The sequence below is a fragment of the Janthinobacterium sp. GW822-FHT07H11 genome, assembly GCF_058798615.1.
Genome location: NZ_CM179507.1, coordinates 6,128,787 through 6,152,507, shown reverse-complemented (window position 1 = coordinate 6,152,507; position 23,721 = coordinate 6,128,787). Strand labels below are relative to the sequence as shown.

The following is a 23,721-nucleotide window of genomic DNA, read 5'->3' as shown; positions in this document are numbered from 1 at the left end:
GCTCCCATGAGCTGGGGGCAGCCGGGCTGAACGCTACATCGCGGAATTAGCCGCGAAGACCGGCCGAGCCGAGTCGCTGCGCCTAGCGCAGCACTCGACTCGGCTTTTTCGTGTAATTTTTTACATCAGTAGATAGACTGCAAGGTGCCGACAACATGGCAAAGCGTGATTTTTACGAGACACTCGGTGTCGCAAAAAATGCTTCGGAAGAAGAGATCAAAAAGTCTTACCGTAAACTGGCGATGAAATACCATCCGGACCGCAATCCGGACAGTAAGGAATCGGAAGAAAAGTTTAAGGAAGTCAAAGAAGCCTACGAAATGCTGACCAATCCGGAAAAGCGCGAGGCGTATGACCGTTACGGTCACGCCGGCGTGGACCCGAACATGGGCGGCGGTGGCGGCTTCGGCGGCGGTGCCGGCGGCTTTGCCGACAGCTTCGGCGACATCTTCGGCGACATCTTTGGCGGTGGCGGTGGACGCAGCCGCAATGCGGGGCCACAGGTCTACCGTGGCGCCGACTTGCGCTACAACCTGGAAATTACACTGGAGCAAGCTGCTCACGGCTTCGACACGACCATCCGCGTGCCGAGCTGGGACAAGTGCGACACCTGCCACGGCAGTGGCGCCAAGCCTGGCACCTCGCCGACCACCTGCGGTACCTGCGGTGGCCACGGCCAGGTGCGCATGCAGCAAGGCTTCTTCAGCATCCAGCAGACTTGCCCGAAATGCCATGGCAGCGGCAAGGTCATCACCGACCCCTGCACGCCGTGCGGCGGCGCCGGTCGCATCAAGCGCAACAAGACGCTGGAAGTGAAAATTCCAGTCGGTATCGACAACGGCATGCGTATCCGTTCGTCCGGCAACGGCGAACCGGGCACGAACGGCGGCCCGTCGGGCGACCTGTATGTGGAAATCCACATCAAGCCGCATGCCGTGTTCCAGCGTGAAGGCGACGACCTGCATTGCGAAATGCCGATCTCGTTCACCAAGGCGGCCTTGGGCGGCGAAATCGAAGTGCCTACCCTGAACGGCAAAGTGTCGTTCACGATCCCGGAAGGCACCCAGTCGGGCAAGACCTTCCGCCTGAAAGGCAAGGGCATCAAGGGCGTGCGCTCCGGTTACGCGGGCGACCTGTTCTGCCACGTGGCCATCGAAACACCGGTGAAACTGACGGAAAAACAGAAAGACCTGCTGCGCGACTTTGAAAAATCGACGACCGAGGGCGGTGCCAAGCACAGTCCGCAAAGCAAGACCTGGAAAGACAAGGTCAAGGATTTTTTTGAGTAAGCACACGTAATACCATGCGCCGGGATGCTGAAACATCCCGGCGTTTTTTTTCACTGCGACTGAGACATGTGCGCACATCGCCGGCCTACGGGCGCGATCTGCCGCCCTCAGTCGTACGCATACAATGGGAGCGATATGACCGAACCGAAAAATGGCCTGGCCCTGGCGGAACTGCTGCAGCGTAACCGCCGCTGGGCCGACTCGATGGTGGCGAAAGACCCGAACTTCTTCAAGAACCTGGAAGCGCAGACATCGCCCGAATACCTGTGGATAGGCTGCTCCGACAGCCGCGTGCCCGCCAACGAACTGCTGGGCATGGCGCCTGGCGACGTGTTTGTGCACCGTAACATCGCCAATGTGGTCGTGCATTCCGACCTTAATTGCCTGTCCGTCCTGCAATTTGCCGTGGACGTGCTGAAAGTCAAACATGTCATCATCGTCGGCCATTACGGCTGCAAGGGCGTGCATGCGGCCATGACGGGCACGCGCATCGGCCTGGTCGACAACTGGCTGCGCCACGTGCAGGACGTGGGCCAGAAACACGAGCGCTACCTGGGCGACGTGCTGACCAGCCGCCAGCGTGGCGACCGGCTGTGCGAACTGAACGTGGTCGAACAAGTCTTGAACGTGTGCCAGACCACCGTCGTGCAGGATGCGTGGGAACGGGGCCAGGAACTCAGCGTGCACGGCTGGGTGTATGGCTTGAAGGATGGCTTGCTGAACGACCTGGAAGTGACGGTCACGGCCGGCCACGAGCTGGCGCCGCGCATGGCGACCCGCCTGGCCCGCTACGAAGCGACGGCATAGTCGCCGCTGGCGCCGTGCCTACGGCGCCGCAGGCTCGAGGCGGACCAGGTACTCGGCCGCTTCCCGCACGCCTTCCTGCGCCGCCTGGCGCAGCCAGGTCCTGGCCTGGGCAATATCCTGCGGCGTGCCCCTGCCTTCGGCCAGCGCCACGCCGTAGTGATAGCGCGCCAGCCGCGCATAGGCGGCGTCATCGTTGGTATGGGCGCCGCGCCGCATCAGCGCCGTGGCCCGCCCGAGGTCCTGCGGCACGCCCACCCCCGTTTCATACAGCTGTGCCAGCCAAATCATCGAATACACATCGTTCCAGCGCCGGATGCAGTCTTCAAAGATGGCGACGGCCGATGCGTGATCGCCTGTCTTGTCGGCCGCGTAGCCATACAGGCATTTGATGCGCTTGTCGCTGTGTACATAGGCTTTGTAGCTGAGATCGCCTTCATCCTGGCTATCCTGGGCATGGGCGGGAGCAGCAAGCAGCAAGGCGAGCAAGAGGGCGAGAGTGGGCATGGCGTTCCTGTCTATGCGTTGAGAAGTGGTAGATAAGCAAGTTGCGTGCTAGCGCCATTCCCGGGCAAAGCCGGTGCTGCTGTGCCATTGCGTGACAGTCTCTGTTGCAGCATGGCGCAACGCGCCCCGCATATCCATAGCAGAAATGCTTCGTTTGCAGGATGGACGAGCAGGCATACAGTGGACTTCCCTTGTTCACTGATGAAGCCATCATGTCGGCCGTCCTGAAACCCGCGCATTCCGCTAGTCATTTCCGTATCGAAACGTTCGATGCGCCGCTCGGCGCGCAAGTGCTGGGCCTGGACCTGGCGCAGCCGCTGTCGCTGGGCGACTTCCAGCGTCTGCACCACGCCCACCTCGACCATCATGTGCTGGTGTTCCGCGAGCAGCACATCACGCCGCGGCAGCAGGTCGATTTCAGCCGCCGCTTCGGTCCCCTGCAAATTCACGTGCTGCGCCAGTTCCAGCTGCCGACGCAGCCGGAAGTGCTGATCATCTCGAACATCGTCGAGGATGGCCAGCCCATCGGCCTGGGCGACGCGGGCCATTTCTGGCATTCCGACCTGTCGTACAAGGAAGTGCCCAGCCTCGGCTCCATGCTGCACGCGCAAGAGTTGCCGGACGAGGGCGGCGATACCGTGTTTGCCAACATGCACCTGGCCTGGGAAAGCTTGCCAGCCGCGCTGCGCCACGCCGTGCGCGGCGCGCGTGCTGAACACAGCTACCTGAGCCAGTACGAGGAGTTGCGCCGCCGCAATCCGTGGCGCCCCGCACTGACGCAGGCGCAGATCGATGAAGTCACACCCGTGACGCACCCCGTCGTGCGCGTGCATCCGGAAACGGGACGCCGCGCCCTGTTTGTCAGTGAACATTTCACCACGCGCATCGTCGGCTTGCCCGAGGATGAAAGCCGCGCCGTGCTCGACGAATTGTTCGTGCACAGCGTGCGCCCCGAGCATTTATATGTGCACCGCTGGCAGCCGCACGACCTGGTGTTCTGGGACAACCGCTCGCTGATGCACCTGGCGACGGGCTGTCCGCCCGAGCAGCGCCGCAAGTTGTATCGCACCACTATCGAGGGCGATGCGCCGTACTGATTTTTGTCTGTTGATCTGACCCAAGGAGTATCCATGTTGCCGATCTTTACCTTTGCCCGCCGCCGCCTTTTCGCCGCCATCGCCATGCTGTGTTTGACAGGCATGGCCATGCCCATGGCCCGGGCCGAAGGTCAGATCCGCATCGCGGGCCAGCACGGCATCACCTTTTTGCTGCTCAATATTGCGCAGGAACAAAAGCTGATCGAAAAGCATGGCAAGCAACTGGGCGTCGACGTGAAGGTCGAGTGGATCACCCTGTCCGGCGGCCCGGCCATCAATGACGCTTTGTTGTCGGGCAATATCGATATCGCGGGGGCTGGCCTGGGTCCGCTGCTGACGATCTGGGACCGTACGAAAGGCCGGCAGAATGTGCGCGGCGTGGCTTCGCTCGGCAATTTCCCCTACTACCTGGTCAGCAATAATCCGAAGGTGAAAACCCTGGCCGACTTGACGGACAAGGACCGCATCGCCTTGCCGGCCGTCTCCGTCTCCGTCCAGGCGAGGATATTGCAGATGGCGGTGGCAAAACAGTGGGGCGACCAGGAATTCGCCCGCCTCGACAAGATCACGCAAACCCTGCCGCATCCGGATGCCGCCGCCGCCATCATCGCCGGCGGCACGGAGTTGACAGGTCACTTCGGCAATTCGCCGTTCCAGGAACAGGAACTGGCGCAGAATCCGAACGCCCACATCATCCTCAATTCCTATGACGTGCAAGGCGGGCCCAGTTCGTCAACCCTGCTGTATGCGACGGAAAAATACCGCAAGGACAATCCGAAGACGTACGGCGCCTTCATCGCCGCCCTGGCCGAAGCGGCGCAATATGCGAGCAGCAACCGCCAAGGCGCGGCCGACATCTATATCAAGGTGAACAAGAGCAAGGTGGACCGCAATCTGCTGCTGAAAATCTTTGCCAATCCGCAAGTGCAATTCAAGATCGCGCCGCAAAACACCTATGGCCTGGCGCAATTTTTGCACCGCGTGAGCGCCATCCGCAACCTGCCCGGCAGCTGGCGCGATTATTTCTTTGACGACCCTGCCATCACGCAAGGAGGCTGACATGAACGCGCCCGCTTTTCACCTGGTACGTCCGCCGGTCGCAGTGGCACCATTGCTTAGCGTCAAGAATGTCAGCCTGGAATACCGCACCGAGCAGCGCACCGTGCGCGCCACGCATGACGTCAGTTTCGACGTGTTTCGCGGCGACCGTTTTGTCTTGCTGGGGCCATCGGGCTGCGGCAAGTCGTCCTTATTAAAAGCCGTGGCCGGTTTCATCGCGCCGCGCGCGGGCAGCATCGCCATGCAGGATAAAATCATCACAAAGCCGGGGCCGGACCGTGTCGTCGTGTTCCAGGAATTCGACCAGTTGCCGCCATGGAAAACGGTGCTGGAAAACGTCATGTTTCCTTTGCTGGCCAGCAAGCGTCTCGACAAGCAGGCGGCCCGCGAGCGCGCCCATCACTGGATCGCCAAGGTGGGCCTGTCCGGCTTCGAGGATGCCCATCCGCATACCTTGTCGGGCGGCATGAAGCAGCGGGTGGCCATCGCCCGCGCGCTGGCCATGCAGCCGGAAGTGCTGCTGATGGACGAGCCGTTTGCCGCCCTCGACGCCTTGACGCGGCGCAAGATGCAGGAAGAGCTGAGCCGCCTGTGGGAAGAGCTGCGTTTTACCCTTGTCTTCGTCACGCATTCGATCGAGGAAGCGCTGGTCGTGGGCAACCGCATCCTGCTGCTGTCGCCCCATCCGGGCAGGGTGCGCGCCGAACTCAACAGCCACCAGTTCGGCTTGCACAGCGCGGGCAGCGCGGAATTCCAGGCCGCCAGCAGCCGCATCCACGGCTTGCTGTTCGATGAAGAAACGACTGCTGCCCCGCAGGCAGCCAGCGCGCAGCGGGAGGCCGTATGAACGTGTTGCTGGAACCACCGATTCGCCAGGAGGTCGTCTATGCGGCGCCGCTGCCGGCCGGCGTCATCGTCGAGCGGCCGCTGTCGCGCTGGCAGCGCTGGCGCCAGCATGCGCTGTGGCGCAAGATATTGATCTTGCTCAGCCTGGCCTTGCTGTGGGAGGGCGCGGCGCGCTGGACGCAGAACGATTTATTGTTGCCCGGTTTTCTGCAGACGGCGCAGGCATTCATCGGCGGCATCGCCAGCGGTGAATTGCTCACGCGCACGGCCGCGTCCCTCGTTGTGTTGCTGCAGGGCTATGCCGTGGGCGTGCTGGCCGCTTTCGTGCTGACCTTGCTGGCAGTATCGAGCCGCATCGGACGCGACCTGCTGGAAACCCTGACGGCCATGTTGAATCCCTTGCCGGCGATCGCTCTGCTGCCGCTGGCTTTGTTATGGTTCGGCCTGGGACGCGCCAGTTTGATCTTCGTCATCGTTCATTCCGTGATGTGGCCGCTGGCCCTGAACACGTATGCGGGTTTCCAGGGCGTGCCCGAGACCCTGCGCATGGCGGGCCGCAATTATGGCTTGAGCGGCTTGCGCCTGGTGCTGCACATCCTCGTGCCGGGCGCCTTGCCGTCCATCGTCTCGGGCTTGAAGATAGGCTGGGCATTCGCCTGGCGCACCCTGATCGCGGCCGAGCTGGTCTTCGGCACGACGTCGGGGCAGGGCGGCCTGGGCTGGTACATCTTCCAGAACCGTAACGAGCTCTACACGGACAAGGTGTTTGCCGGCCTGGCGGCCGTCATCGTCATCGGTTTAATCGTGGAAAACATCGGCTTTCGTACCCTGGAGCGCGTCACCTTGAAACGCTGGGGCATGCAGCGGTAGTTATCTCAGCATACTTATTTCAGGATCTTGCGCGCCGCCGCGATGATGTGCCGCGACAGCTGCTCCATGCGCGGCGACTGTACTTTCCACGTGTGCCAGTACAGGGCCACGTCGGCCGGGGTCTTGGGCGTGAGCATTTCCACCAGCTCGCCATCCGTGTTCGCCTTGAGCAGCAATTCCGGCACCATGCCGTAGCCGAGGCCGTAGCGGATGGCGTTGAAGTGCGAGGTGGCGCCCGGCACGTAATGGCAGGGATAGGCGCCTTCGGGCAAGCCCAGCGCCTCTTGCAGGAACGACGATTGCAGGGTGTCCTTGCGCGTGTAGGCGACCACGGGCGCCGTGCGCGCCGCCTTGCGCGTCAGCCCGTGCGCGAACCACTGCTGGCGGAACGCTTGTGTGGCCACCAGCCAGTAGCGCATCACGCCCAGCGGTTCGGCCGTGCAGCCGCGCATGGGTTTTGGCTCCGTGGTGATGCAGCCAATCGCCATGCCCGTCTCCAGCAAGGTATAGGTGTGGTCCTGGTCTTCCACGGTCAGGTCCAGCAGCACGCGTTCGCGTATCAGCACCTCGGACAGGGCGGGGAAAAACCAGGTGCCCATCGAATCGGCATTCAGCGCCAGCACCAGGGTCAGCGGGGCATCCTGCTGCACCGCCAGTTCCGCCTGCAAGTCCGCTTCCAGCAGCTTGGCCCGCTTCAGGTATTGCATCAGGCGCTGGCCCATGCGCGTGGCGCGCGCGGGACGGCTGCGCACGATCAAGGCATTGCCCAGCTGGCTTTCCAGCGCCCGCACCCGCTGGGAAATGGCGGGCGAGGTCAGGTGCAGCTGCAGCGCCGCCTGCTCGAAACTGCCCGTTTCGACGACGGCGCGGAACGCTTCCGTGTGCTTGGGGTTCAGGTTCATGATCGACGCCTAACATAAGAAAAATTTATCAATACTAAATAATACTTACTTTTGATAAGGATAGGTGTGTTGCAGTGCACAATGCCTCTTTGATGGAGCGCCGCGCGCGGCCTCCTGGCAGCAAGGGAATACCACCATGGAAGCACAAGCGAACGACAGCACCACCCGCAAGCCGCAGTCCAAACTGGCGCGCAATCTGAAATTCGGCCTGGGATTGGCCCTGGGCCTGGGCTTGTCCGCCGCCCTCGCGGGCGGCTGGTGGCTGCGCCAGGCGTGGCAGGATTTGCCGGCCGTCGAGCACCTGGCCCAGTACAAGCCCGCGCTGCCGCTGCGCATTTTCTCCAGCGAAGGCGAGCTGCTGGCCGAATACGGCGAAGAGCGCCGCGAATTCCTGCCCCTGAAGGAGATCCCGCTGCGCATGCGCCAGGCTTTGCTTGCCATCGAGGATGCGCGCTTCTACGAGCATGGCGCCGTCGATTTCTATGGCTTGACGCGCGCCACCCTGGCCAACGTCGTCACGGGCCACCATGCGCAGGGCGCCAGCACCATCACCATGCAGGTGGCGCGCGACTTTTTCCTGTCGCGCGAAAAGACCGTGCAGCGCAAGCTGACGGAGATGCTGCTCGCCTACAAGCTGGAACAGCACTACGGCAAGGACAAGCTGCTGGAACTGTACATGAACCAGATTTACCTGGGCGAGCGCTCCTACGGCTTTTCCGCCGCCTCGAACATCTATTTCGACAAGCCGCTGGCGGAAGTGAGCATCGCCGAAGCGGCCATGCTGGCCGGCTTGCCGAAAGCGCCGTCGGCCTACAACCCCGTCGCCAATCCGCAGCGCGCCACCGTGCGCCAGCATTACATCCTGCAGCGCATGCGCGAACTCGGCTACATCACGCCAGCCGAATACACGGCCGCCGTGGCGGAAAAGCTGGCCCTGAACAAGGACCGCAACAGTTCCGTGCACGCGGCCGCGTATGCGGTCGAGGAAGCGCGTCAATTGATCGTGCAAAGCTATCCCGAAGGCGCCTACAGCATGGGCCTGGACGTGACGACGACCATCCGCATGGCGCCGCAGATCGCGGCCGACAAGTCGCTGCGCGATGGGCTATTGAATGCGCAGGCGCGGCGCGGCTACCGTGGCCCGGAAGCGCGCCTGGCCGCCTCCGCAGACGGCGTGGCGCGCCAGCTGGCCGCCTATCCGGATAGCGGTGAACTGCGCGCCGTCCTCGTGCGCAAGGTCGAGACGTCGGGCAAGCGCCAGGTGACGGCGCAGCTGCGCAACGGCGACGAGATCGTGCTGACGGCATCGGATGCGCGCCTGGGCGGCAAGCTGCAGTGGGATGGCAAGCGCGCCATCGTCGAGGGCAGCGTCATCCGCGTGGTGCACGACGCGGCGAAAAAGCGCTGGCTCGTGAGCCAGCTGCCCGAGATGGAAGGCGCGCTCATTTCCGTCGAGGCGCACAGCGGCGAAATCGTCGCCATGGCGGGCGGCTTCGATTTTTACCGCAACCACTATAACCACGCCATGCAGGCCTACCGCCAGCCCGGTTCCAGCTTCAAGCCCTTCGTGTATTCGGCGGCGCTGGAAAAGGGATACTTTCCCGGCACGGCCGTGGACGATACGCAGCGCCTGCTGCGGCCGCAGGAAACGGGCGCGCAACCGTGGCGTCCGCGCAATTACGGCAACAACTATGAAGGCTTCATCAGCGTGCGGCGCGGCCTCGTGCGCTCGAAAAACCTGGTGGCCGTCAGCCTGATGCAAGCGGCCGGCCCCGGCTACGTGCAGCACTACGCCACGCGCTTCGGCTTCGAGGGCGCGCGCAATCCCGTCTCCCTGCCGCTGGCGCTGGGCGCGGGCGCCGTCACGCCGCTGCAGCTGGCGCAGTCGTATGCCGTATTTGCCAACGGCGGCATGCAGATGCCGCCCAAATTGATCAAGGAAGTGCGCAGCCGCAGCGGCGCGGTGCTGTTTTCCGATGCGGCGCCGCGCGCCAAGGACGTGCCGGCAGCGGGCACGCAGGTGATCTCCACGCGCAACGCCTACGTCATGGACAGCATGCTGCGCGACGTCGTCAAGAGCGGCACGGGACGCGGCGCGCTGGCGCTGGGACGCGGCGACGCGGCCGGCAAGACGGGTACCTCGAACAATGCGTACGACGCCTGGTTCGCCGGCTATTCCTCGGGCCTGGTGTCCGTCGTCTGGCTCGGCTACGACCAGCCCAAGAGCCTGGGCAATGCCACGGGCGGCACGCTGGCGCTGCCCGTCTGGCGCGATTACATGCAGGTGGCGGTGCAGGGCCGCCGCGAGCAGGTGTTGGCGGAACCGCCTGGCCTGGCCCTGCTCGACGGCGACTATGTGTATGCCGAATACCTGGCCGGCGATTGCCTGAAGGATAACTTCGCCTTTATCCACAGCAGCGTCGGCTGCGGCAGCGGCGCTGCCGATACGCGCATGGCGCGCGGTGAAGCGGGCACTGGCGGCTCCAGCACGGGTACGAGCGAGGCGCGCACCCTGAGCGAAGCGCGCGAACGCGAACAAATTCTCAAATCATTTTCGGAAGAGTAAGACCATGCTGCTATATACGATCTACCTGGTGGCGATTGTCGCCGAAGCGATGTCCGGCGCCATCATGGGCATGCGGCGCGGCATGGACTTGTTCGGCATCTGCATGATCGGCACCGTCACGGCGCTGGGCGGCGGCACCGTGCGCGATGTGCTGCTGGGGCACTACCCGCTGGGCTGGATCGCGCATCCCGAATACCTGCTGTTTACCATCGGCGCGGCCATTGTGACGGCCTTTGTCGCGCGCTACCTGCACCACCTGCGCGCCATCTTTTTGCTGGTCGACGGACTGGGCCTGGTGGCGTTTTGCGTGATCGGCTGCGACATCGCCATGTCGGCCAAGATGCACCCGGCCATCGTGGTGCTGGCGGGGATGATCACAGGCGTCTTCGGCGGCCTGCTGCGCGATATCCTGTGCAACCAGATTCCCCTCGTGCTGCAGCGCGAAGTGTATGCCACCGTGGCCCTGTTCACGGGCGCGCTGTATGTCGGCCTGCTGCACTTCAAGGTCGACAGCTCGGTGGCGCAGCTGGCGTCCATCGGCGCGGGCTTTCTGTTCCGTTTCCTGGCCCTGCACTTCGAGTGGCGCCTGCCGAATTTCAACGGTGACCGGATTCGCGGATTCGAATAGCGGTGGCGTCATGCCCGATGATGCACTGGCGCGCCATCGGGCATGTCCTTAAAGGCCGCCCATGCAGATGTATTTGATGACCAGGTAATCGTCGATCCCGTACGACGATCCCTCCCGGCCCAGGCCCGACTGCTTGACGCCGCCGAACGGCGCCACTTCCGTCGAGATCAGCCCCGTGTTCACGCCCACCATGCCGGATTCCAGGCCTTCGGCGACCTTCCAGATGCGGCCGATGTCGCGCGAATAGAAATAGGATGCCAGGCCGAATTCCGTGTCGTTCGCCAGTGCCACCGCTTCCTCGTCCGTGTGGAAGCGGAACAGTGGCGCCAGCGGTCCGAACGTCTCTTCGCTGGCGACCAGCATGTCGCCTGTCACGTCGGCGATCACGGTGGGCTGGAAGAAGCTGTGGCCCAGCGCATGGCGCTTGCCGCCCAGCAGCAGGCGCCCGCCCTTGGCCAGCGCGTCGGCCACGTGCTGCTCCACTTTTTTCACGGCCTTTTCCTCGATCAGCGGACCCTGCGTGACGCCTTCGTCGGCGCCGTTGCCGACCTTGAGTTGTTGCACGGCCGCCACCAGCTTTTGCGCAAACGCCTCGTACACGCCATCCTGCACGTACAGCCGGTTGGCGCACACGCAGGTCTGGCCCGCGTTGCGGTATTTCGAGGCGATGGCGCCTTCCACGGCCGCATCGAGATCGGCATCGTCAAAGACGATGAAGGGCGCATTGCCGCCCAGTTCCAGCGACAGTTTCTTGATCGTCGGCGCGCATTGCGCCATCAGCTTGCGGCCCACTTCCGTCGATCCCGTGAAACTGAGCTTGCGCACGAGGGGATTGGACGTCATTTCGTCGCCGATCTCCTGCGAGGAACCCGTGATGACGTTGAACACGCCGGGCGGAATGCCTGCCCGTTCGGCCAGCACGGCCAGCGCCAGCGCCGAAAACGGCGTCATGCCGGCCGGCTTGACAAGCATCGGGCAGCCGGCCGCCAGCGCCGGTCCTGCCTTGCGCGTGATCATCGCAGCGGGGAAGTTCCATGGCGTGATGGCGGCGCACACGCCGATCGGCTCCTTCGTCACGACGATGCGACGGTCCGGCCACGGCGACTGCAGGGTGTCGCCCGCGACGCGCTTGCCTTCTTCGGCGAACCATTCGATGAAGGAGGCGGCATATTGCACTTCGCCCTTGGCTTCAGCCAGGGGCTTGCCCTGTTCCGCCGTCATGATCAGCGCCAGGTCGTCCGCGTTTTCCAGTATCAGGTCATGCCAGCGGCGCAGTACGGCTGCGCGTTCCTTGGCCGTCTTCTTGCGCCAGGCGGGCCAGGCGGCGTTGGCCGCGCTGATGGCGGTCCTTGTCTCCTGCGTGCCCATCACGGGCACATGGCCGATCACTTCACCCGTGGCGGGATTGCGGACGTCGGCGTGCTTGCCGCCGTCGGCATCGAGCCATAGTCCGTTCAGGTAGCATTGCTGGCGTAGCAGCGCGGGGTCTTTCAGTGTGAGCATGGCAGGCTTTCAGCAGTGGTTGCGTGATCGTCCATGGTAGTCCTTTTTGCCGGGCGCACGATTGCGTCCCACGTGCGGCGTCTGGACTTCAAAAATAATCGACCATTTTTAACCCCGTTTCGCCGCGCATGCCGTTTCATGCTCATCACCCCAGCCAAGCGGAGCAGAAACGATGTCCACCGTCCTCAAGACCACCCTGATACTGACCTTGTTGCTGTCGGCAGGCAGCCACGCCGCCGGTACGGCGCCGCGCAAGACCCTGGCGCCGTTCGCCAGTGAGCAAGCCCTGAGCAGCTACCTGCAGCAGCTGCAGGCGCGCCAGGCGGCCTTGCTGCGGGAGCAGCAGAAACTGCAGCGCGCCACGGCGCAGTATGCGGCGCCGGCGGCGTCGGCAGAGGCGGCCGAATCGGTCACCAATGTGCAGACGGCCGGCGTGGACGAAGGCGGCATCGTCAAGCTGCACGGCAGGCATCTGGTGATGCTGCGGCGCGGCAAGCTGTTCACCGTGCAGGTGGGCGGCAATGCCCTGCAGCCCGTGGCGGCGCTCGACGCGTTCGCGCCGGGCAGCGACCCGTCGGGCAGCTGGTATGACGAGATGCTGATCGATGGCGACACGGTGGTGGTGATCGGCTACAGCTACAGCCGTGGCGGCACGGAGATCGGCCTGTTCGACATCGGTGCGGATGGCAAGCTGGCCTACCGCGCCACGTATCACTTGCGCTCCAACGATTATTATTCGTCGCGCAATTACGCGAGCCGCCTGGTCGGCAGCAAGCTGGTGTTCTATTCGCCCCTGTCGCTGAATTTGCGCCGGGGCGACCCGTTCGGCGGCTTCCCTGCGCTGCGCCGCTGGCGCCCCGACGCCGTGCCGTCCGACTTCAAGCGCATCGCTCCGGCCACGCGCATCTACCGCACCGATGAAGAGCCCGAGCCGGGCTTTGGCCTGACCCTGCATACGGTCACCGTGTGCGACCTGGCGCAGCGCGACATGCGCTGCGAGGCGACGGCCGTGATGGGGCCGCAGGGGCGCGTATTTTATGTGTCGGGCGAATCCGTTTTCGTGTGGACCACGCGCCGCGGCAGCGACTCGGGCGTGTTCCGCATCCCGCTCGACGGCAGCGCGCCCAGCGCCCTGAAGGTGGCGGGGGCCCCCGTCGACCAGTTCTCGTTCCTGGAAAGCAGCGATGGCCACCTGAACGTGCTGCTGCGCGCCGAGGGCCAGGGCGACGCGATGTGGGATGGTGCGCGCGGGCGCGGCGACATGGCCCTGCTGCGCGTGCCGTTGACGTCGTTTTCCGATGGCCGCGACAGCGCGCCGGCCGGCAGCTACCGGCCGCTGCCCGGTGGTGGTGGCTATGGCCTGCAGAACCGCTACGTGGGGCCGTATCTGTTGTACGGCAATCCGGGCAATGCCGGACGCCGCAAGGCCGACCAGGCCTGGCCGCGCCAGCCCCTGTATGCCGTGCGTTGGGCCGACGCGGGCGGCGTGCAGTCGCTGGCCTTGCCGCACGGCGTGGAGCGCATCGAGGCGCTGGGCAATGACGCCGTGGTGATCGGCGCGCAGGGCAGGGACCTGCACTTCAGCACCATCGGCCTGGGGATGCAGGCGGCGGTCGCCACCCGCTATATCCGCGCCGACGCGGCGCAGGGCGAGTCGCGCAGCCACGGCTTTTTCTACAAGCCGCACACTGCCAGCGAGGGCGTGATCGGCTTGCCCATCCTGGGCGCGGACGAGCGGCCTGGCCTCAACAAGTCAGCCGCATCCGTCCTGTATCTGCGCAACAGCGGTTTGACATTGACGGAACTCGGTGCGCTGGCGGCGCGGCCAGGCCAGGCACCGGATGACGGCTGCCGCGCATCGTGCGTGGACTGGTACGGCAATGCGCGTCCCCTGTTCCTGCAGGGCCGGATCTTAGCCCTGCTCGGCTATGAACTGGTGGAAGGGGCGCTCAGGGATGGACAGATCCGCGAAGTGCGCCGCGTCAGCTATGCGCCCATTGCGCCCACTGTACGCTGACGGCGTAGCGAAATTGCCGCTGCCGCGTAGTTCGGCTACACTGGTCCGCATGCCCGACACCTTACTGACTGCGACGGATGAAGACCTGATGCTGCGCTACAGCGCCGGCGACCTGCCGTCGTTTCGCGAGCTGTACCGGCGCCACAGCCAGGGCCTGTACCGCTTCGTGGCCTGGCGTTCGCCGCGCCGCGCGTGGGTGGACGAGATCGTGCAGGATGCGTGGGCCAGCCTGCATGCGGCGCGCGCCGCTTACCGGCCGCAGGCGGCGTTTCGCACCTATCTGTACCAGATCGCACGCAACCGCCTGATCGACCTCCTGCGCCAGCGGGAAGGACAGGATCACGGCGACGCGGGCGAACTGGCGGACGAGGGCGCCTCGCCGCCGCAGTCGCTGGAGCAGAAACAGCAGCATGCGCGGCTGCATGCGGCCATCGCGGCGCTGCCGGTGGAACAGAAAGAAGCGCTGGTGCTGCAGCAGTTCAGCGGCATGAGCATCCTCGAGATCGCCGTGGTGACGGGGGCGGAGGCGGAAACCGTCAAGAGCCGGCTGCGCTACGCCATGCAGAAATTGCGCGCGGGCTTGGACAGCGCCGCTGGCGCGGGAGGACAGGCATGAATACGCACAATCACGATGAAGCGAATGACGAGGAATTGAACGCGCTGCTGGCCAGCCTGCCGCAGCCGGCGCCTTCCAGCGCGCTCGATGCGGCGATCCTGGCCGACGCTGAAAAAGCATTGGCAAAACCCGTTGCCGCGAACGACAGCGCCGATGGCGTGCTGCGCACCTTGCCGGCCAGGAAATCACCGGACTACCTGCAGCGCTGGCGCGTGCCGCTGGGATTGGCCGCCGCCGTGCTGCTGACGGTAAACCTGATCGGTGTCGACTGGTTCGGCTCGAAGCCGGCGCAATTTCCCGTCGTCGGGGAACCGCTCACGCAGGAGGTGACGCGGGAAGCCGCACCGGCCGCTGCATCTGTCACTGTGTCTGCGCCACCGCCGCCAGCACCGCGCGCCGTGGCCAAGGCGGCACCGAGGCCGCCGGCGCAGGCCGAGCCGGTACCTGCCGAGCCAGCACCCCGGCTGGCGGCGACCGTACCCGTGGCACCTCCTGCGCCGCCGCCCCCGCCGGCCCCGGCAATGCGTGAGGCGATGGAGCAGCAAGCGGCCCTGCAGGCCGAATCGAGCATGCTGCGCCAGGCGCCCGTGCAGCGCGCGCTGGCCATGCCCGCTCCCGTCGCGGCAAAGTCGGCGCCGCTGCCGCTGCCGCTGCCGCCGCCGGCAAAGCTCGACGCTTCCGTGTGGCTGCTGAAGATCGATGCCCTGCTCAAGGCGGGTGAGGGTACGCTGGCGCACGATGAGTGGACGGCGTTCCGGCAGGCGTACCCCGACTATCCCGTGGCCGAGGAGCTGCGGCAGCGGCTGGAAAAAAAGTAGCGCGTTACACGATCCCCTTCTTGCGCTCCCACACGGCGCTGCCGACGAAAATGGCGCAGCACACCCACATCACGGCCGGCAGGGCGTTCACGCCCACCGATTGCATCAGGACGCCCGTCAGCAGGGGACCGCCGCCGCTGGTGATACCCCAGGTGGCGTTGACGATGGCGCTGGCGCTGGTCAGCGACAAGCCCGTAAAGCGCTCGCCGCAGGCGACCAGCGCCAGCATGTAGATGCCGCCCGCCGCCGCGCCCAGCAACAGCAGCAGGGTCCACCACAGCCATGGCGTGCCGACGGCAAACGGCAGCAGCGGCAGCAGCAGGCAGACGGCCACGCCGCAGCCCGCGTGCACCCTGGCGCGGCCGAAACGGTCGGCCATCCATCCGAGTGCGAATTGCAGGCCCGTGTCGCCCACCAGCACCACGGTGGCCGACAGCAGGGCCAGGTCCGTGCCGATGCCGTGCGCCATCGCATACAGCGGCAGGAGACTCAATGCCAGCGTGTCGAACAGGGCGAAGAAGGCGGCACCGAGCACGATCATCGGCATGCGAGGCAGGATCAGGGTCCATTTCACGCCCTGTTCTTCCGGCTCCTTTTCCGGGCCGCTGTTCGAGATCAGCATCAGGCCCGGCACGGCCAGCAGAAACAGCAGGCCGCAGGCGGCGAAGCTCCAGCTGATCTTGTCGTTGAAGAGGGCCACCAGGGCAGGGCCGATCAGCTGGAAGAAGGTAAAACTGGTGGTGTACATGGCCACCACGCGACCGCGCGAATTGTCGGGCGCCAGGCGGTTCACCCACGCTTCGCCGATGGTAAACAGCACGCCCATGGCACCGCCGAACAGGAAGCGCAGCACGCTCCACGCCAGCAGGTGGTCGGTGAACTGCATGGCGATCGTCGCCAGCGAGGCTGCCCAGACGGCGCCCAGCATGGTGGCGCGCGCGCCAAAGCGCCCCACCCAGCGCGAGACGAACGGCGAGGCGGCCAGGATGCCGAGGGCGCTGACGGCCGTGATCATGCCGATGATGTCTGTGCCCACGCCGCGCTGGTGCAGGGTCAGCGCCGTCAACGGCATGGTCGCGCCCAGACCCAGGCCGACCACGCCGATGCTGACCACGAGGGCGAAGAAGTCACGCCACGGCATATGCTTCATGGCTGCCCCCGCAGGGTAGAAAAGAGGCTTGGGAAGGCTGGAAAACGGTGTGGATGCATGGGAAAGTAAGGGACTTTGCCTGCGGCGCTGGTGTTTGGCGCCGGACGGGCATATGATGATTTTAATAAAAGCAATATTGCAAAGCCGTAGTGTAGGCGATATGCGCCGCCGCTGGCCACGTCCATCGGTGTGGCCGCCCCTGCCGGCTCTGCTGTACAGTGAAGCGAGCGGCAGCGCTGTCATGGCGCTGTCATTGGATCGTCACGCCAGCGAGGTAGCACCATGCGCCGTCCCATCGTTCTCGTTCCCGCCTGCCAGCGCCAGCTTGGCAGCCACGCCTGGCACATGGCACAGGACAAATACCTGCACGCCGTGCTGCGCGGCGCCGGCTGCATGCCGCTGCTGCTGCCCGCCCTGGGCGCTGACGCGGACCTGGAGGCGGCGCTGCGGATCGCCGACGGCGTCATGCTGACCGGTTCCGCCTCGAACGTCGATGCGCGCCTGTATGGCGAAGAAATTCTCCACCCCGAGCTGCCGCAAGACCCGGCGCGCGACGCCACCACCTTGCCCCTGATCCGCGCCACACTGGCGTTGCAATTGCCGCTGCTGGCCATCTGCCGCGGCTTCCAGGAAGTCAACGTGGCCCTGGGCGGCAGCCTGCACCAGGCCGTGCATGCCGTGCCGGGCATGCTGGACCACCGCGAGAACGTGCTTGATCCTTTGGCGCGCCAGTACGCGCCCGCGCACCGCATCAAGCTGATGCCCGACGGCGTGCTGTCACGGCTGCTGGGCGGCGAGAGCGAAATGATGGTCAATTCCCTGCATGGCCAGGGCATCGCCCGGCTGGCCGACGGCTTGCTGGTGGAAGCGCTGGCCGACGACGGCCTGGTGGAAGCGTACACGGTGGCCAGTGCCGCCGGCTTTGCGCTGGCCGTGCAATGGCATCCGGAATGGCAGGTGGAAGACAATCCGCAGTCGATGCGGCTGTTCGGCGCCTTTGGCCAGGCTTGCCGCGATTACCAGGAGCAGCATAGAAAGACAGGATGACAGGCGCGCCGCCCGCAGTACGCGGCGTTTAATCAAGAAAAGCGCAAGACCAACGAGAGGGAAACATGGCAATACGCGAAAATTTCACTTATACGGATATGGATTTGTGGCTCAATGAAAAGCGCGTCACGGAAATCGAATGCCTGGTACCCGACTTGACGGGCGTGGCGCGGGGGAAGATCCTGCCGCGCGGGAAATTCACCCAGGAGCGCGGCATGCGCATCCCGGAAGCGGTACTGGGCATGACGGTGACGGGCAATTACCCGGTCGACGATGGCGGCTATGACCGCGCCATTTCCAGCACCGACCGCGACATGATCTTGAAGGCCGATCCCACCACCATCACCATGGTGCCGTGGGCTACCGACCCCACCGCGCAAGTCATCCACGACTGCTATTTTGCCGATGGCGCGCTGGTCGATTTTGCGCCACGATCCGTGCTGCGGCGCGTGCTGAAACTGTATGCGGACAAGGGCTGGAAACCCGTGGTGGCGCCGGAGCTGGAGTTCTACCTGACGGCGAAAAACACGGACCCCGACTTGCCATTGAAGCCGCCCATCGGGCGCAGCGGCCGGGCCGAGACGAGCCGCCAGGTGTACAGCATCGACGCCGTCAACGAATTCGACCCGCTGTTCGAGGATATCTACGATTACTGCGAACTGATGAACCTTGACGTCGATACCCTGATCCACGAAATCGGCGCGGGTCAGATGGAAATCAACTTCCTGCACGGCGACCCGCTGGGCCTGGCCGACAAGGTCTTCTTCTTCAAGCGCACCTTGCGCGAAGCGGCGTTAAAACACGATATGTACGCCACCTTCATGGCCAAGCCCATGGCGGGCGAGCCTGGCTCCGCCATGCACGTTCACCAGAGCGTGACAGATGCGAAGACGGGCCTGAATATCTTCAGCAACGAGGACGGTTCGGCCGCACCCATCTTCAAGCATTACATCGCGGGCCTGCAGCGCTACATGCCGTCGGCCATGGCCATCGTCGCGCCCTACGTGAACTCCTACCGCCGCATCGTGCGCCACACGGCCGCGCCGATCAACATCCAGTGGGGCCTGGACAATCGCACGGTGGGCTTCCGCGTGCCCGAGTCGGGCGTGCAGGACCGCCGCGTGGAAAACCGCATCATCGGCGCCGACGCGAATCCCTACCTGGCGCTGGCTGTCACCCTGGCCTGCGGCTACCTGGGCATGACGGAGCAGCTGGAAGCGACGCCGATGATGGTGGGCAGCGCCTACGACATGAAATTCGAACTGCCGCAAGGCTTGCCCGAGGCCCTGCAGCTGCTGCGCGCGGAAGACAAGCTGCGCACGGTGCTGGGCGAGCGCTTTATCGACGTGTATGCGGCCATCAAGGACCTGGAGCACCAGGAATTCATGACCGTCATCAGTCCGTGGGAGCGCGAACACCTGTTATTACACGTTTAAAGGGAATACGCATGAGCACATCCAACAATCCGCTGGCGCCGAGCGCCGCTTTTGTATCGTCCGTGGCGCAGAAAAACGCGGCGCCGCAGGTGTACGACACGGCCGCCATCCAGAAAATGGACTCGGCCCACTACCTGCATCCGTTCACCGACTTCCAGGACCTGGCAAGCAAGGGCGCCAGGGTGATGGTGCGCGGCGACGGCGTCTACCTGTGGGATAGCCAGGGCAAGAAGATCGTCGACGGCATGTCGGGCCTGTGGTGCGTGAACGTGGGCTATGGCCGCACGTCGATCTCGCAAGCCGTGTACAAGCAGATGGAGACGCTGCCCTTCTATAACAGCTTCTTTGGCACGACCAACGTGCCGGCCGCGCAACTGGCGGCCAAGCTGGCGCAGATATCGCCGCCGCAGTTCCAGCACGTGTTCTTCACCAGTTCCGGCTCCGAAGGCAACGACACGAATTTGCGCATGGTGCGCCGCTACTGGGATCTCCTCGGCTACCAGGAGCGCCACACCATCATCAGCCGCCATAACGCGTATCACGGCAGCACGGTGGCGGGGGCGTCGCTGGGCGGCATGGACGGCATGCATGCACAGGGCGGCTTGCCGATACCGGGCATCGCGCATATCGGCCAGCCCAATTACCTGGAGTCGGGGCACGGATTGAGTCCCGAGGAATTCGGCGTGAAGGCGGCCGGCTGGCTGGAAGAGAAAATCCTGGAAATCGGCGCCGACAAGGTGGCCGCCTTCATCGGCGAACCGGTGCAGGGCGCGGGCGGCGTCATCATCCCGCCATCGACCTACTGGCCCGAGATCGGCCGCATCTGTGACAAGTACGGCATCTTGCTGATCGCCGATGAAGTCATCTGCGGCTTCGGCCGCCTGGGCCGCTGGTTCGGCTCCGAACTGTTCGGCATCAAGCCCGACCTGATCACCTTCGCCAAGGGCGTCACCTCGGGTTATGTGCCCCTGGGCGGCGTGCTGGTGGGCGACAGGGTCGCCAAGGTGCTGATCGAGCAGGGCGGCGAATTCACGCACGGTTTCACGTATTCGGGCCATCCAGTCGCTTGCGCGGCGGCGCTGGAAAACATCCGCATCATCGAGGAAGAGCAGCTGGTGGCCAAGGTGGCCGACGACACGGGACCGTACCTGAAGCAGTGCTTCGCCAGCCTGGGCGAACATCCGCTGGTCGGCTATGCGGACAGCTGCGGCCTGGTCGCGGGCCTGAACCTGGTGCGCCGCAAGGGCGCCACCGTGCACGACAACGAGCTGTTCGACGAGGGCCAGGGCGTGGGCATGATCTGCCGCGGCCATATGTTCGACAACGGCGTCATCATGCGCGCCGTGGGCGAGCGCATGATCGTCGCTCCACCCCTGGTCATGACGCGGGCGCAGATCGATGAGATGGTGGCATTGATACGGCTGTGCCTGGACAAGACGTATGACGAGGTGAAGGCGAAGGGCTGGGTGTAGGTTTTTGCCCCATTTTGCCGCCATCTGCGTATTTTTTGGACCGCAATGGCGGCAGTTCCGCTAAACTTCCATCCTGGCCGCTCCTGTAGCGGCCAGTTTTTCATTTTGACACCTTTTTACCCAGAAGCCACCCACACATGACGATAGCAACACCTGCCGCGTCGGCCAGCGACGCCCAAGCGCCTTTCTTGCTGATTGATCAGCTGGTCAAGGAATTCGATGGCGTGCGCGCCGTCGATGGTATTTCCGTGACGATCAACAAGGGCGAGATCTTCGCCCTGCTGGGCAGTTCAGGTTGCGGCAAGTCGACCCTGCTGCGCATGCTGGCCGGTTTCGAGACGCCGACCTCGGGGCGCATCGCCCTGGCGGGCAACAGCATCGTCGACGTGCCGCCGCACCAGCGTCCCATCAACATGATGTTCCAGTCGTATGCGCTGTTCCCCCATTTGTCCGTGTGGGACAACATCGCCTTCGGCCTGCGCCGCGACGGCTTGCCGAAAGCGGAAGTGGCGGCGCGGGTCGAGCAGATGCTGGCGCTGGTGCAGCTGGGCCAATACGCGAAGCGCAAGCCGCACCAGCTGTCGGGCGGGCAGCAGCAGCGCGTGGCGCTGGCGCGCAGCCTGGCCAAGCGTCCGCAATTGCTGCTGCTCGACGAGCCGCTCGGTGCGCTGGATAAAAAACTGCGCGAGCGCACGCAGATGGAACTGGTCAACATCATCGAGCAGGTGGGCGTGACCTGCGTGATGGTCACGCACGACCAGGACGAGGCCATGAGCATGGCCACGCGCATCGCCGTCATGAGCGAAGGGCGCATCCTGCAGGTGGGCGCGCCGGGCGAAATCTACGAGACGCCGAACTGCCGCTTCGTCGCCGACTTCATCGGCAGCGTCAACCTGTTCGATGGCCGCATCACGGAAGACGAACCCGATCACGTGGTCATCGACACGCCCGACGGCCGCCACTATGTCGCGCATGGCATCACGGGCAACCTGGGCATGGATGTCTCGGTGGCCGTGCGCCCCGAAAAGATCGGCATCCAGATCGCGCCGCCCGCCTTGGAAGAGCGGGCGTCACCCAAGGAACACGGCTACAACTGCGCCCAGGGCGTGATCGTCGCCATGGCGTATTTTGGCAATGAAACCAGCTACCACGTGCGCCTCGACAGCGGCACGGTGGTGAAAGTCTCGCGCACCAACGCGGCCCGCCACGACGCCGCGCGCCTCGAGCGCGAGCAGCGCGTATGGGTGTGGTGGGATGGCGCCGACATCGTCGTGCTGACCAGCTGAGGCCATCATGACGTCCCTCCTGCAATCGCTGCGCAACTTGGTCGCCCTGCGCTGGGTGACTGGCCGCAATGCCGTCATCGCCGTGCCGGCGCTGTTCCTGACGGCCGCCTTTTTGGTACCGTTCCTGATCGTGCTGCGCATCAGCCTGTCCGACATGGACACGGCGGGCAGCCCGTTCGGCGGCCTGCTGTCGTACGTCGACGGCATCGTCGTGCTGAAGGTCAAAATCGCCAACTACCTGTTCATCGCCGCCGATGAACTGTATCTGCTCACCTACCTCAGTTCCATCAAGTACGCGGCCATCACCACGGCCATCTGTCTGTTCATCGGCTACCCGTTCGCCTACTTCATGGCGCGCGCCAGGCCGTCGATCCGTCCCGTGCTGATGATGCTGGTGATGCTGCCGTTCTGGACCTCGTTCCTGCTGCGCGTGTATGCATGGAAGGGCATCCTGGCCAACCACGGCCTGCTCAACGACCTGCTGCTCGCGCTGGGCGTGGTGAACGAACCGCTGCACATGATGAACACCTCGTTTTCGCTGGTGGTCGGCATGGTGTATGCCTATCTGCCGTTCATGATCCTGCCCCTGTACGCGAACCTGGTGAAAATGGACGTGCGTTTCCTGGAAGCGGCGGCCGACCTGGGCGCCACGCCTTTGCAGGCGTTCTGGCGCATCACCGTGCCCCTGTCGAAGTCAGGCATCATCGCCGGCGCCATGCTGGTCTTCATTCCCTCCGTGGGCGAATACGTGATTCCCGAGCTGCTGGGCGGCCCGGAAACCCTGATGATCGGCCGGGTGCTGTGGGATGAATACTTCACCAATAACGACTGGGCCATGGCTTCGTCCGTGACGGTGCTGGTGATCCTGCTGATCCTCGTGCCGATGGCCATTTTTAACAAATACAAGACCGACCAGGACGCAGAGGAGCGCACATGAACGGACGTACCTTCCTGCAGCGCTGGTTCGGGCGCGGCTGGCTCTCGCTCGGCTACCTGTTCCTCTACCTGCCCATCATCGTGCTGATCGTCTTTTCATTCAACAGCTCGCGCCAGGACATGGTGTGGAGCGGCTTTTCGCTGCGCTGGTACAGCGAGTTGATGAACGATGCGGAAATCATCTCGGGCTTCGGTCTGTCCCTGAAGATCGCCTTCATGTCGGCGACGTCTTCCGTCATCCTTGGCACCTTTGCCGCCTTTGCCCTGACCAGCTACCAGCGCTTCCGCGGTCGCACGGTGTTTTCCGCCATGGTCAGCGCGCCTTTGGTGATGCCGGAAGTGATCATCGGCCTGTCCCTGCTGCTGATGCTGGTGTCCATGCAAAAGGTCTTCGGTTTTCCCGAGCGGGGCGTGCTGACCATCTGGCTCGGTCACACCTTGCTGGGCATGGCGTATGCGGCCGTGGTGGTGCAGTCGCGCCTGCAGGAAATGAGCAAATCGCTGGCGGAAGCGGCCATGGATCTGGGTTGCCGCGCGCACCAGGTGTTCTTCCTCGTGACCCTGCCGAACATCACGCAGGCATTGGCCTCTGCCTGGCTGCTGACGTTTACCCTGTCGCTGGACGACGTGGTGCTGTCCGCTTTCCTGTCCGGCCCCGGTTCGACGACGATGCCGCTGGTGATCTTCTCGCGTGCGCGCCTGGGGCTCGATCCGCGCGTGAACGCCATCGCCGCGCTGACCATCCTCGTCGTGACGATTGCCGTGATCGCGTATGCCGTGATGCTGGCGCGCGCCGACCGCAGACGCCGCAAGCAGATGTCTGCGGCCTATTCGCTGGATCAGGAGTAAGCTGCTTGTAAACTGACACAGGA

21 protein-coding genes are annotated in these 23,721 nt (G+C 64.4%); 17 read left to right on the top strand and 4 right to left on the bottom strand.

The genetic code is table 11. From position 1 onward, the window contains the following. Nucleotides 1–155 precede the first annotated feature (155 nt). Nucleotides 156–1,289: a molecular chaperone DnaJ gene (dnaJ, locus tag AC3RCJ_RS27220; RefSeq protein WP_071075292.1), complete on the top strand. Its 1,134-nt coding sequence runs from the start codon at nucleotides 156–158 to the stop codon at nucleotides 1,287–1,289. A 135-nt stretch (nucleotides 1,290–1,424) separates the two neighbouring features. Further along, nucleotides 1,425–2,096 carry a carbonate dehydratase gene (gene can, locus AC3RCJ_RS27215; RefSeq protein WP_492957318.1) on the top strand — a complete coding sequence of 224 codons (672 nt, stop codon included), beginning with the start codon at nucleotides 1,425–1,427 and terminating at the stop codon, nucleotides 2,094–2,096. An 18-nt stretch (nucleotides 2,097–2,114) separates the two neighbouring features. Here can and AC3RCJ_RS27210 read toward each other — a convergent pair whose 3' ends face one another. Next, the gene (locus AC3RCJ_RS27210) at nucleotides 2,115–2,600 is read right to left on the bottom strand and encodes a tetratricopeptide repeat protein (RefSeq protein WP_492957317.1); all 486 of its coding nucleotides are present in this window, start codon (nucleotides 2,598–2,600) and stop codon (nucleotides 2,115–2,117) included. Between the two features lie 212 nt (nucleotides 2,601–2,812). Here AC3RCJ_RS27210 and AC3RCJ_RS27205 point away from each other — a divergent pair, with 212 nt between their 5' ends. The 4 genes from AC3RCJ_RS27205 to AC3RCJ_RS27190 are packed head-to-tail and all read left to right on the top strand — an operon-like array spanning nucleotide 2,813 to nucleotide 6,472. Next, a complete protein-coding gene (locus AC3RCJ_RS27205; protein WP_492957536.1) occupies nucleotides 2,813–3,697 on the top strand; it encodes a TauD/TfdA dioxygenase family protein in 885 nt (294 codons plus the stop codon). 33 nt (nucleotides 3,698–3,730) lie between these two features. Continuing rightward, nucleotides 3,731–4,756: an ABC transporter substrate-binding protein gene (locus AC3RCJ_RS27200; RefSeq protein ID WP_492957316.1), complete on the top strand. Its 1,026-nt coding sequence runs from the start codon at nucleotides 3,731–3,733 to the stop codon at nucleotides 4,754–4,756. A gap of 1 nt (nucleotide 4,757) precedes the next feature. Then, complete coding sequence (locus tag AC3RCJ_RS27195; protein ID WP_492957315.1) at nucleotides 4,758–5,603, top strand: ABC transporter ATP-binding protein; 846 nt, start codon at nucleotides 4,758–4,760, stop codon at nucleotides 5,601–5,603. Then, on the top strand, nucleotides 5,600–6,472 hold the full coding sequence (locus AC3RCJ_RS27190; RefSeq protein ID WP_492957314.1) for an ABC transporter permease: 873 nt from the start codon (nucleotides 5,600–5,602) through the stop codon (nucleotides 6,470–6,472). Before AC3RCJ_RS27195 ends, AC3RCJ_RS27190 begins: the two co-directional genes overlap by 4 nt. A 14-nt stretch (nucleotides 6,473–6,486) precedes the next feature. Here the strand turns inward: AC3RCJ_RS27190 and AC3RCJ_RS27185 are convergent, their stop codons facing one another. After that, complete coding sequence (locus tag AC3RCJ_RS27185; RefSeq protein WP_492957313.1) at nucleotides 6,487–7,374, bottom strand: HTH-type transcriptional regulator ArgP; 888 nt, start codon at nucleotides 7,372–7,374, stop codon at nucleotides 6,487–6,489. 136 nt (nucleotides 7,375–7,510) lie between these two features. On the opposite strand from AC3RCJ_RS27185, the gene AC3RCJ_RS27180 reads away from it, so the two are divergent. After that, nucleotides 7,511–9,940: a penicillin-binding protein 1A gene (locus AC3RCJ_RS27180; protein ID WP_492957312.1), complete on the top strand. Its 2,430-nt coding sequence runs from the start codon at nucleotides 7,511–7,513 to the stop codon at nucleotides 9,938–9,940. Between the two features lie 4 nt (nucleotides 9,941–9,944). Next, nucleotides 9,945–10,568 carry a trimeric intracellular cation channel family protein gene (locus tag AC3RCJ_RS27175; protein ID WP_035822575.1) on the top strand — a complete coding sequence of 208 codons (624 nt, stop codon included), beginning with the start codon at nucleotides 9,945–9,947 and terminating at the stop codon, nucleotides 10,566–10,568. A 48-nt stretch (nucleotides 10,569–10,616) separates the two neighbouring features. On the opposite strand, the gene gabD is transcribed toward AC3RCJ_RS27175, so the two are convergent. Further along, nucleotides 10,617–12,071, bottom strand: coding sequence for an NADP-dependent succinate-semialdehyde dehydrogenase (gabD, locus tag AC3RCJ_RS27170; protein WP_492957311.1), 1,455 nt, complete (start codon nucleotides 12,069–12,071; stop codon nucleotides 10,617–10,619). A 172-nt stretch (nucleotides 12,072–12,243) separates the two neighbouring features. Between gabD and AC3RCJ_RS27165 the strand changes: the two genes are divergently transcribed. Genes AC3RCJ_RS27165 through AC3RCJ_RS27155 form a run of 3 tightly spaced genes read left to right on the top strand, consistent with a single transcriptional unit; the run spans nucleotide 12,244 to nucleotide 15,522 of the window. Further along, nucleotides 12,244–14,088 (top strand): beta-propeller domain-containing protein, encoded by a 1,845-nt coding sequence (locus tag AC3RCJ_RS27165; protein ID WP_492957310.1) that lies wholly within the window; start codon nucleotides 12,244–12,246, stop codon nucleotides 14,086–14,088. A gap of 49 nt (nucleotides 14,089–14,137) precedes the next feature. Then, complete coding sequence (locus tag AC3RCJ_RS27160; RefSeq protein ID WP_492957309.1) at nucleotides 14,138–14,704, top strand: sigma-70 family RNA polymerase sigma factor; 567 nt, start codon at nucleotides 14,138–14,140, stop codon at nucleotides 14,702–14,704. Beyond that, on the top strand, nucleotides 14,701–15,522 hold the full coding sequence (locus AC3RCJ_RS27155; RefSeq protein ID WP_492957308.1) for a hypothetical protein: 822 nt from the start codon (nucleotides 14,701–14,703) through the stop codon (nucleotides 15,520–15,522). Before AC3RCJ_RS27160 ends, AC3RCJ_RS27155 begins: the two co-directional genes overlap by 4 nt. Before the next feature lie 4 nt (nucleotides 15,523–15,526). On the opposite strand, the gene AC3RCJ_RS27150 is transcribed toward AC3RCJ_RS27155, so the two are convergent. Next, a complete protein-coding gene (locus tag AC3RCJ_RS27150; protein ID WP_492957307.1) occupies nucleotides 15,527–16,672 on the bottom strand; it encodes an MFS transporter in 1,146 nt (381 codons plus the stop codon). A 282-nt stretch (nucleotides 16,673–16,954) separates the two neighbouring features. Here AC3RCJ_RS27150 and AC3RCJ_RS27145 point away from each other — a divergent pair, with 282 nt between their 5' ends. The 6 genes from AC3RCJ_RS27145 to AC3RCJ_RS27120 all read left to right on the top strand — a co-directional run bounded on the left by AC3RCJ_RS27145 (nucleotide 16,955) and on the right by AC3RCJ_RS27120 (nucleotide 23,698). Then, the gene (locus tag AC3RCJ_RS27145) at nucleotides 16,955–17,719 is read left to right on the top strand and encodes a gamma-glutamyl-gamma-aminobutyrate hydrolase family protein (protein WP_492957306.1); all 765 of its coding nucleotides are present in this window, start codon (nucleotides 16,955–16,957) and stop codon (nucleotides 17,717–17,719) included. Between the two features lie 65 nt (nucleotides 17,720–17,784). Further along, nucleotides 17,785–19,155: a glutamine synthetase family protein gene (locus AC3RCJ_RS27140; RefSeq protein ID WP_076565894.1), complete on the top strand. Its 1,371-nt coding sequence runs from the start codon at nucleotides 17,785–17,787 to the stop codon at nucleotides 19,153–19,155. A gap of 11 nt (nucleotides 19,156–19,166) precedes the next feature. Continuing rightward, a complete protein-coding gene (locus tag AC3RCJ_RS27135; RefSeq protein WP_492957305.1) occupies nucleotides 19,167–20,627 on the top strand; it encodes an aspartate aminotransferase family protein in 1,461 nt (486 codons plus the stop codon). A 137-nt stretch (nucleotides 20,628–20,764) separates the two neighbouring features. Then, a complete protein-coding gene (locus tag AC3RCJ_RS27130) occupies nucleotides 20,765–21,913 on the top strand; it encodes an ABC transporter ATP-binding protein (RefSeq protein WP_076565898.1) in 1,149 nt (382 codons plus the stop codon). Nucleotides 21,914–21,920: 7 nt separating this feature from the next. Then, on the top strand, nucleotides 21,921–22,850 hold the full coding sequence (locus AC3RCJ_RS27125) for an ABC transporter permease subunit (RefSeq protein WP_492957304.1): 930 nt from the start codon (nucleotides 21,921–21,923) through the stop codon (nucleotides 22,848–22,850). Continuing rightward, nucleotides 22,847–23,698 carry an ABC transporter permease gene (locus tag AC3RCJ_RS27120; protein WP_230539097.1) on the top strand — a complete coding sequence of 284 codons (852 nt, stop codon included), beginning with the start codon at nucleotides 22,847–22,849 and terminating at the stop codon, nucleotides 23,696–23,698. Before AC3RCJ_RS27125 ends, AC3RCJ_RS27120 begins: the two co-directional genes overlap by 4 nt. Nucleotides 23,699–23,721 lie beyond the last annotated feature (23 nt).

Coding starts and splice junctions, on each gene's coding strand:
- dnaJ (WP_071075292.1), top strand. CDS start 156: ATGGCAAAGCGTGATTTTTACGAGACACTCGGTGTCGCAAAAAATGCT.
- can (WP_492957318.1), top strand. CDS start 1,425: ATGACCGAACCGAAAAATGGCCTGGCCCTGGCGGAACTGCTGCAGCGT.
- AC3RCJ_RS27210 (WP_492957317.1), bottom strand. CDS start 2,600: ATGCCCACTCTCGCCCTCTTGCTCGCCTTGCTGCTTGCTGCTCCCGCC.
- AC3RCJ_RS27205 (WP_492957536.1), top strand. CDS start 2,813: ATGTCGGCCGTCCTGAAACCCGCGCATTCCGCTAGTCATTTCCGTATC.
- AC3RCJ_RS27200 (WP_492957316.1), top strand. CDS start 3,731: ATGTTGCCGATCTTTACCTTTGCCCGCCGCCGCCTTTTCGCCGCCATC.
- AC3RCJ_RS27195 (WP_492957315.1), top strand. CDS start 4,758: ATGAACGCGCCCGCTTTTCACCTGGTACGTCCGCCGGTCGCAGTGGCA.
- AC3RCJ_RS27190 (WP_492957314.1), top strand. CDS start 5,600: ATGAACGTGTTGCTGGAACCACCGATTCGCCAGGAGGTCGTCTATGCG.
- AC3RCJ_RS27185 (WP_492957313.1), bottom strand. CDS start 7,374: ATGAACCTGAACCCCAAGCACACGGAAGCGTTCCGCGCCGTCGTCGAA.
- AC3RCJ_RS27180 (WP_492957312.1), top strand. CDS start 7,511: ATGGAAGCACAAGCGAACGACAGCACCACCCGCAAGCCGCAGTCCAAA.
- AC3RCJ_RS27175 (WP_035822575.1), top strand. CDS start 9,945: ATGCTGCTATATACGATCTACCTGGTGGCGATTGTCGCCGAAGCGATG.
- gabD (WP_492957311.1), bottom strand. CDS start 12,071: ATGCTCACACTGAAAGACCCCGCGCTGCTACGCCAGCAATGCTACCTG.
- AC3RCJ_RS27165 (WP_492957310.1), top strand. CDS start 12,244: ATGTCCACCGTCCTCAAGACCACCCTGATACTGACCTTGTTGCTGTCG.
- AC3RCJ_RS27160 (WP_492957309.1), top strand. CDS start 14,138: ATGCCCGACACCTTACTGACTGCGACGGATGAAGACCTGATGCTGCGC.
- AC3RCJ_RS27155 (WP_492957308.1), top strand. CDS start 14,701: ATGAATACGCACAATCACGATGAAGCGAATGACGAGGAATTGAACGCG.
- AC3RCJ_RS27150 (WP_492957307.1), bottom strand. CDS start 16,672: ATGAAGCATATGCCGTGGCGTGACTTCTTCGCCCTCGTGGTCAGCATC.
- AC3RCJ_RS27145 (WP_492957306.1), top strand. CDS start 16,955: ATGCGCCGTCCCATCGTTCTCGTTCCCGCCTGCCAGCGCCAGCTTGGC.
- AC3RCJ_RS27140 (WP_076565894.1), top strand. CDS start 17,785: ATGGCAATACGCGAAAATTTCACTTATACGGATATGGATTTGTGGCTC.
- AC3RCJ_RS27135 (WP_492957305.1), top strand. CDS start 19,167: ATGAGCACATCCAACAATCCGCTGGCGCCGAGCGCCGCTTTTGTATCG.
- AC3RCJ_RS27130 (WP_076565898.1), top strand. CDS start 20,765: ATGACGATAGCAACACCTGCCGCGTCGGCCAGCGACGCCCAAGCGCCT.
- AC3RCJ_RS27125 (WP_492957304.1), top strand. CDS start 21,921: ATGACGTCCCTCCTGCAATCGCTGCGCAACTTGGTCGCCCTGCGCTGG.
- AC3RCJ_RS27120 (WP_230539097.1), top strand. CDS start 22,847: ATGAACGGACGTACCTTCCTGCAGCGCTGGTTCGGGCGCGGCTGGCTC.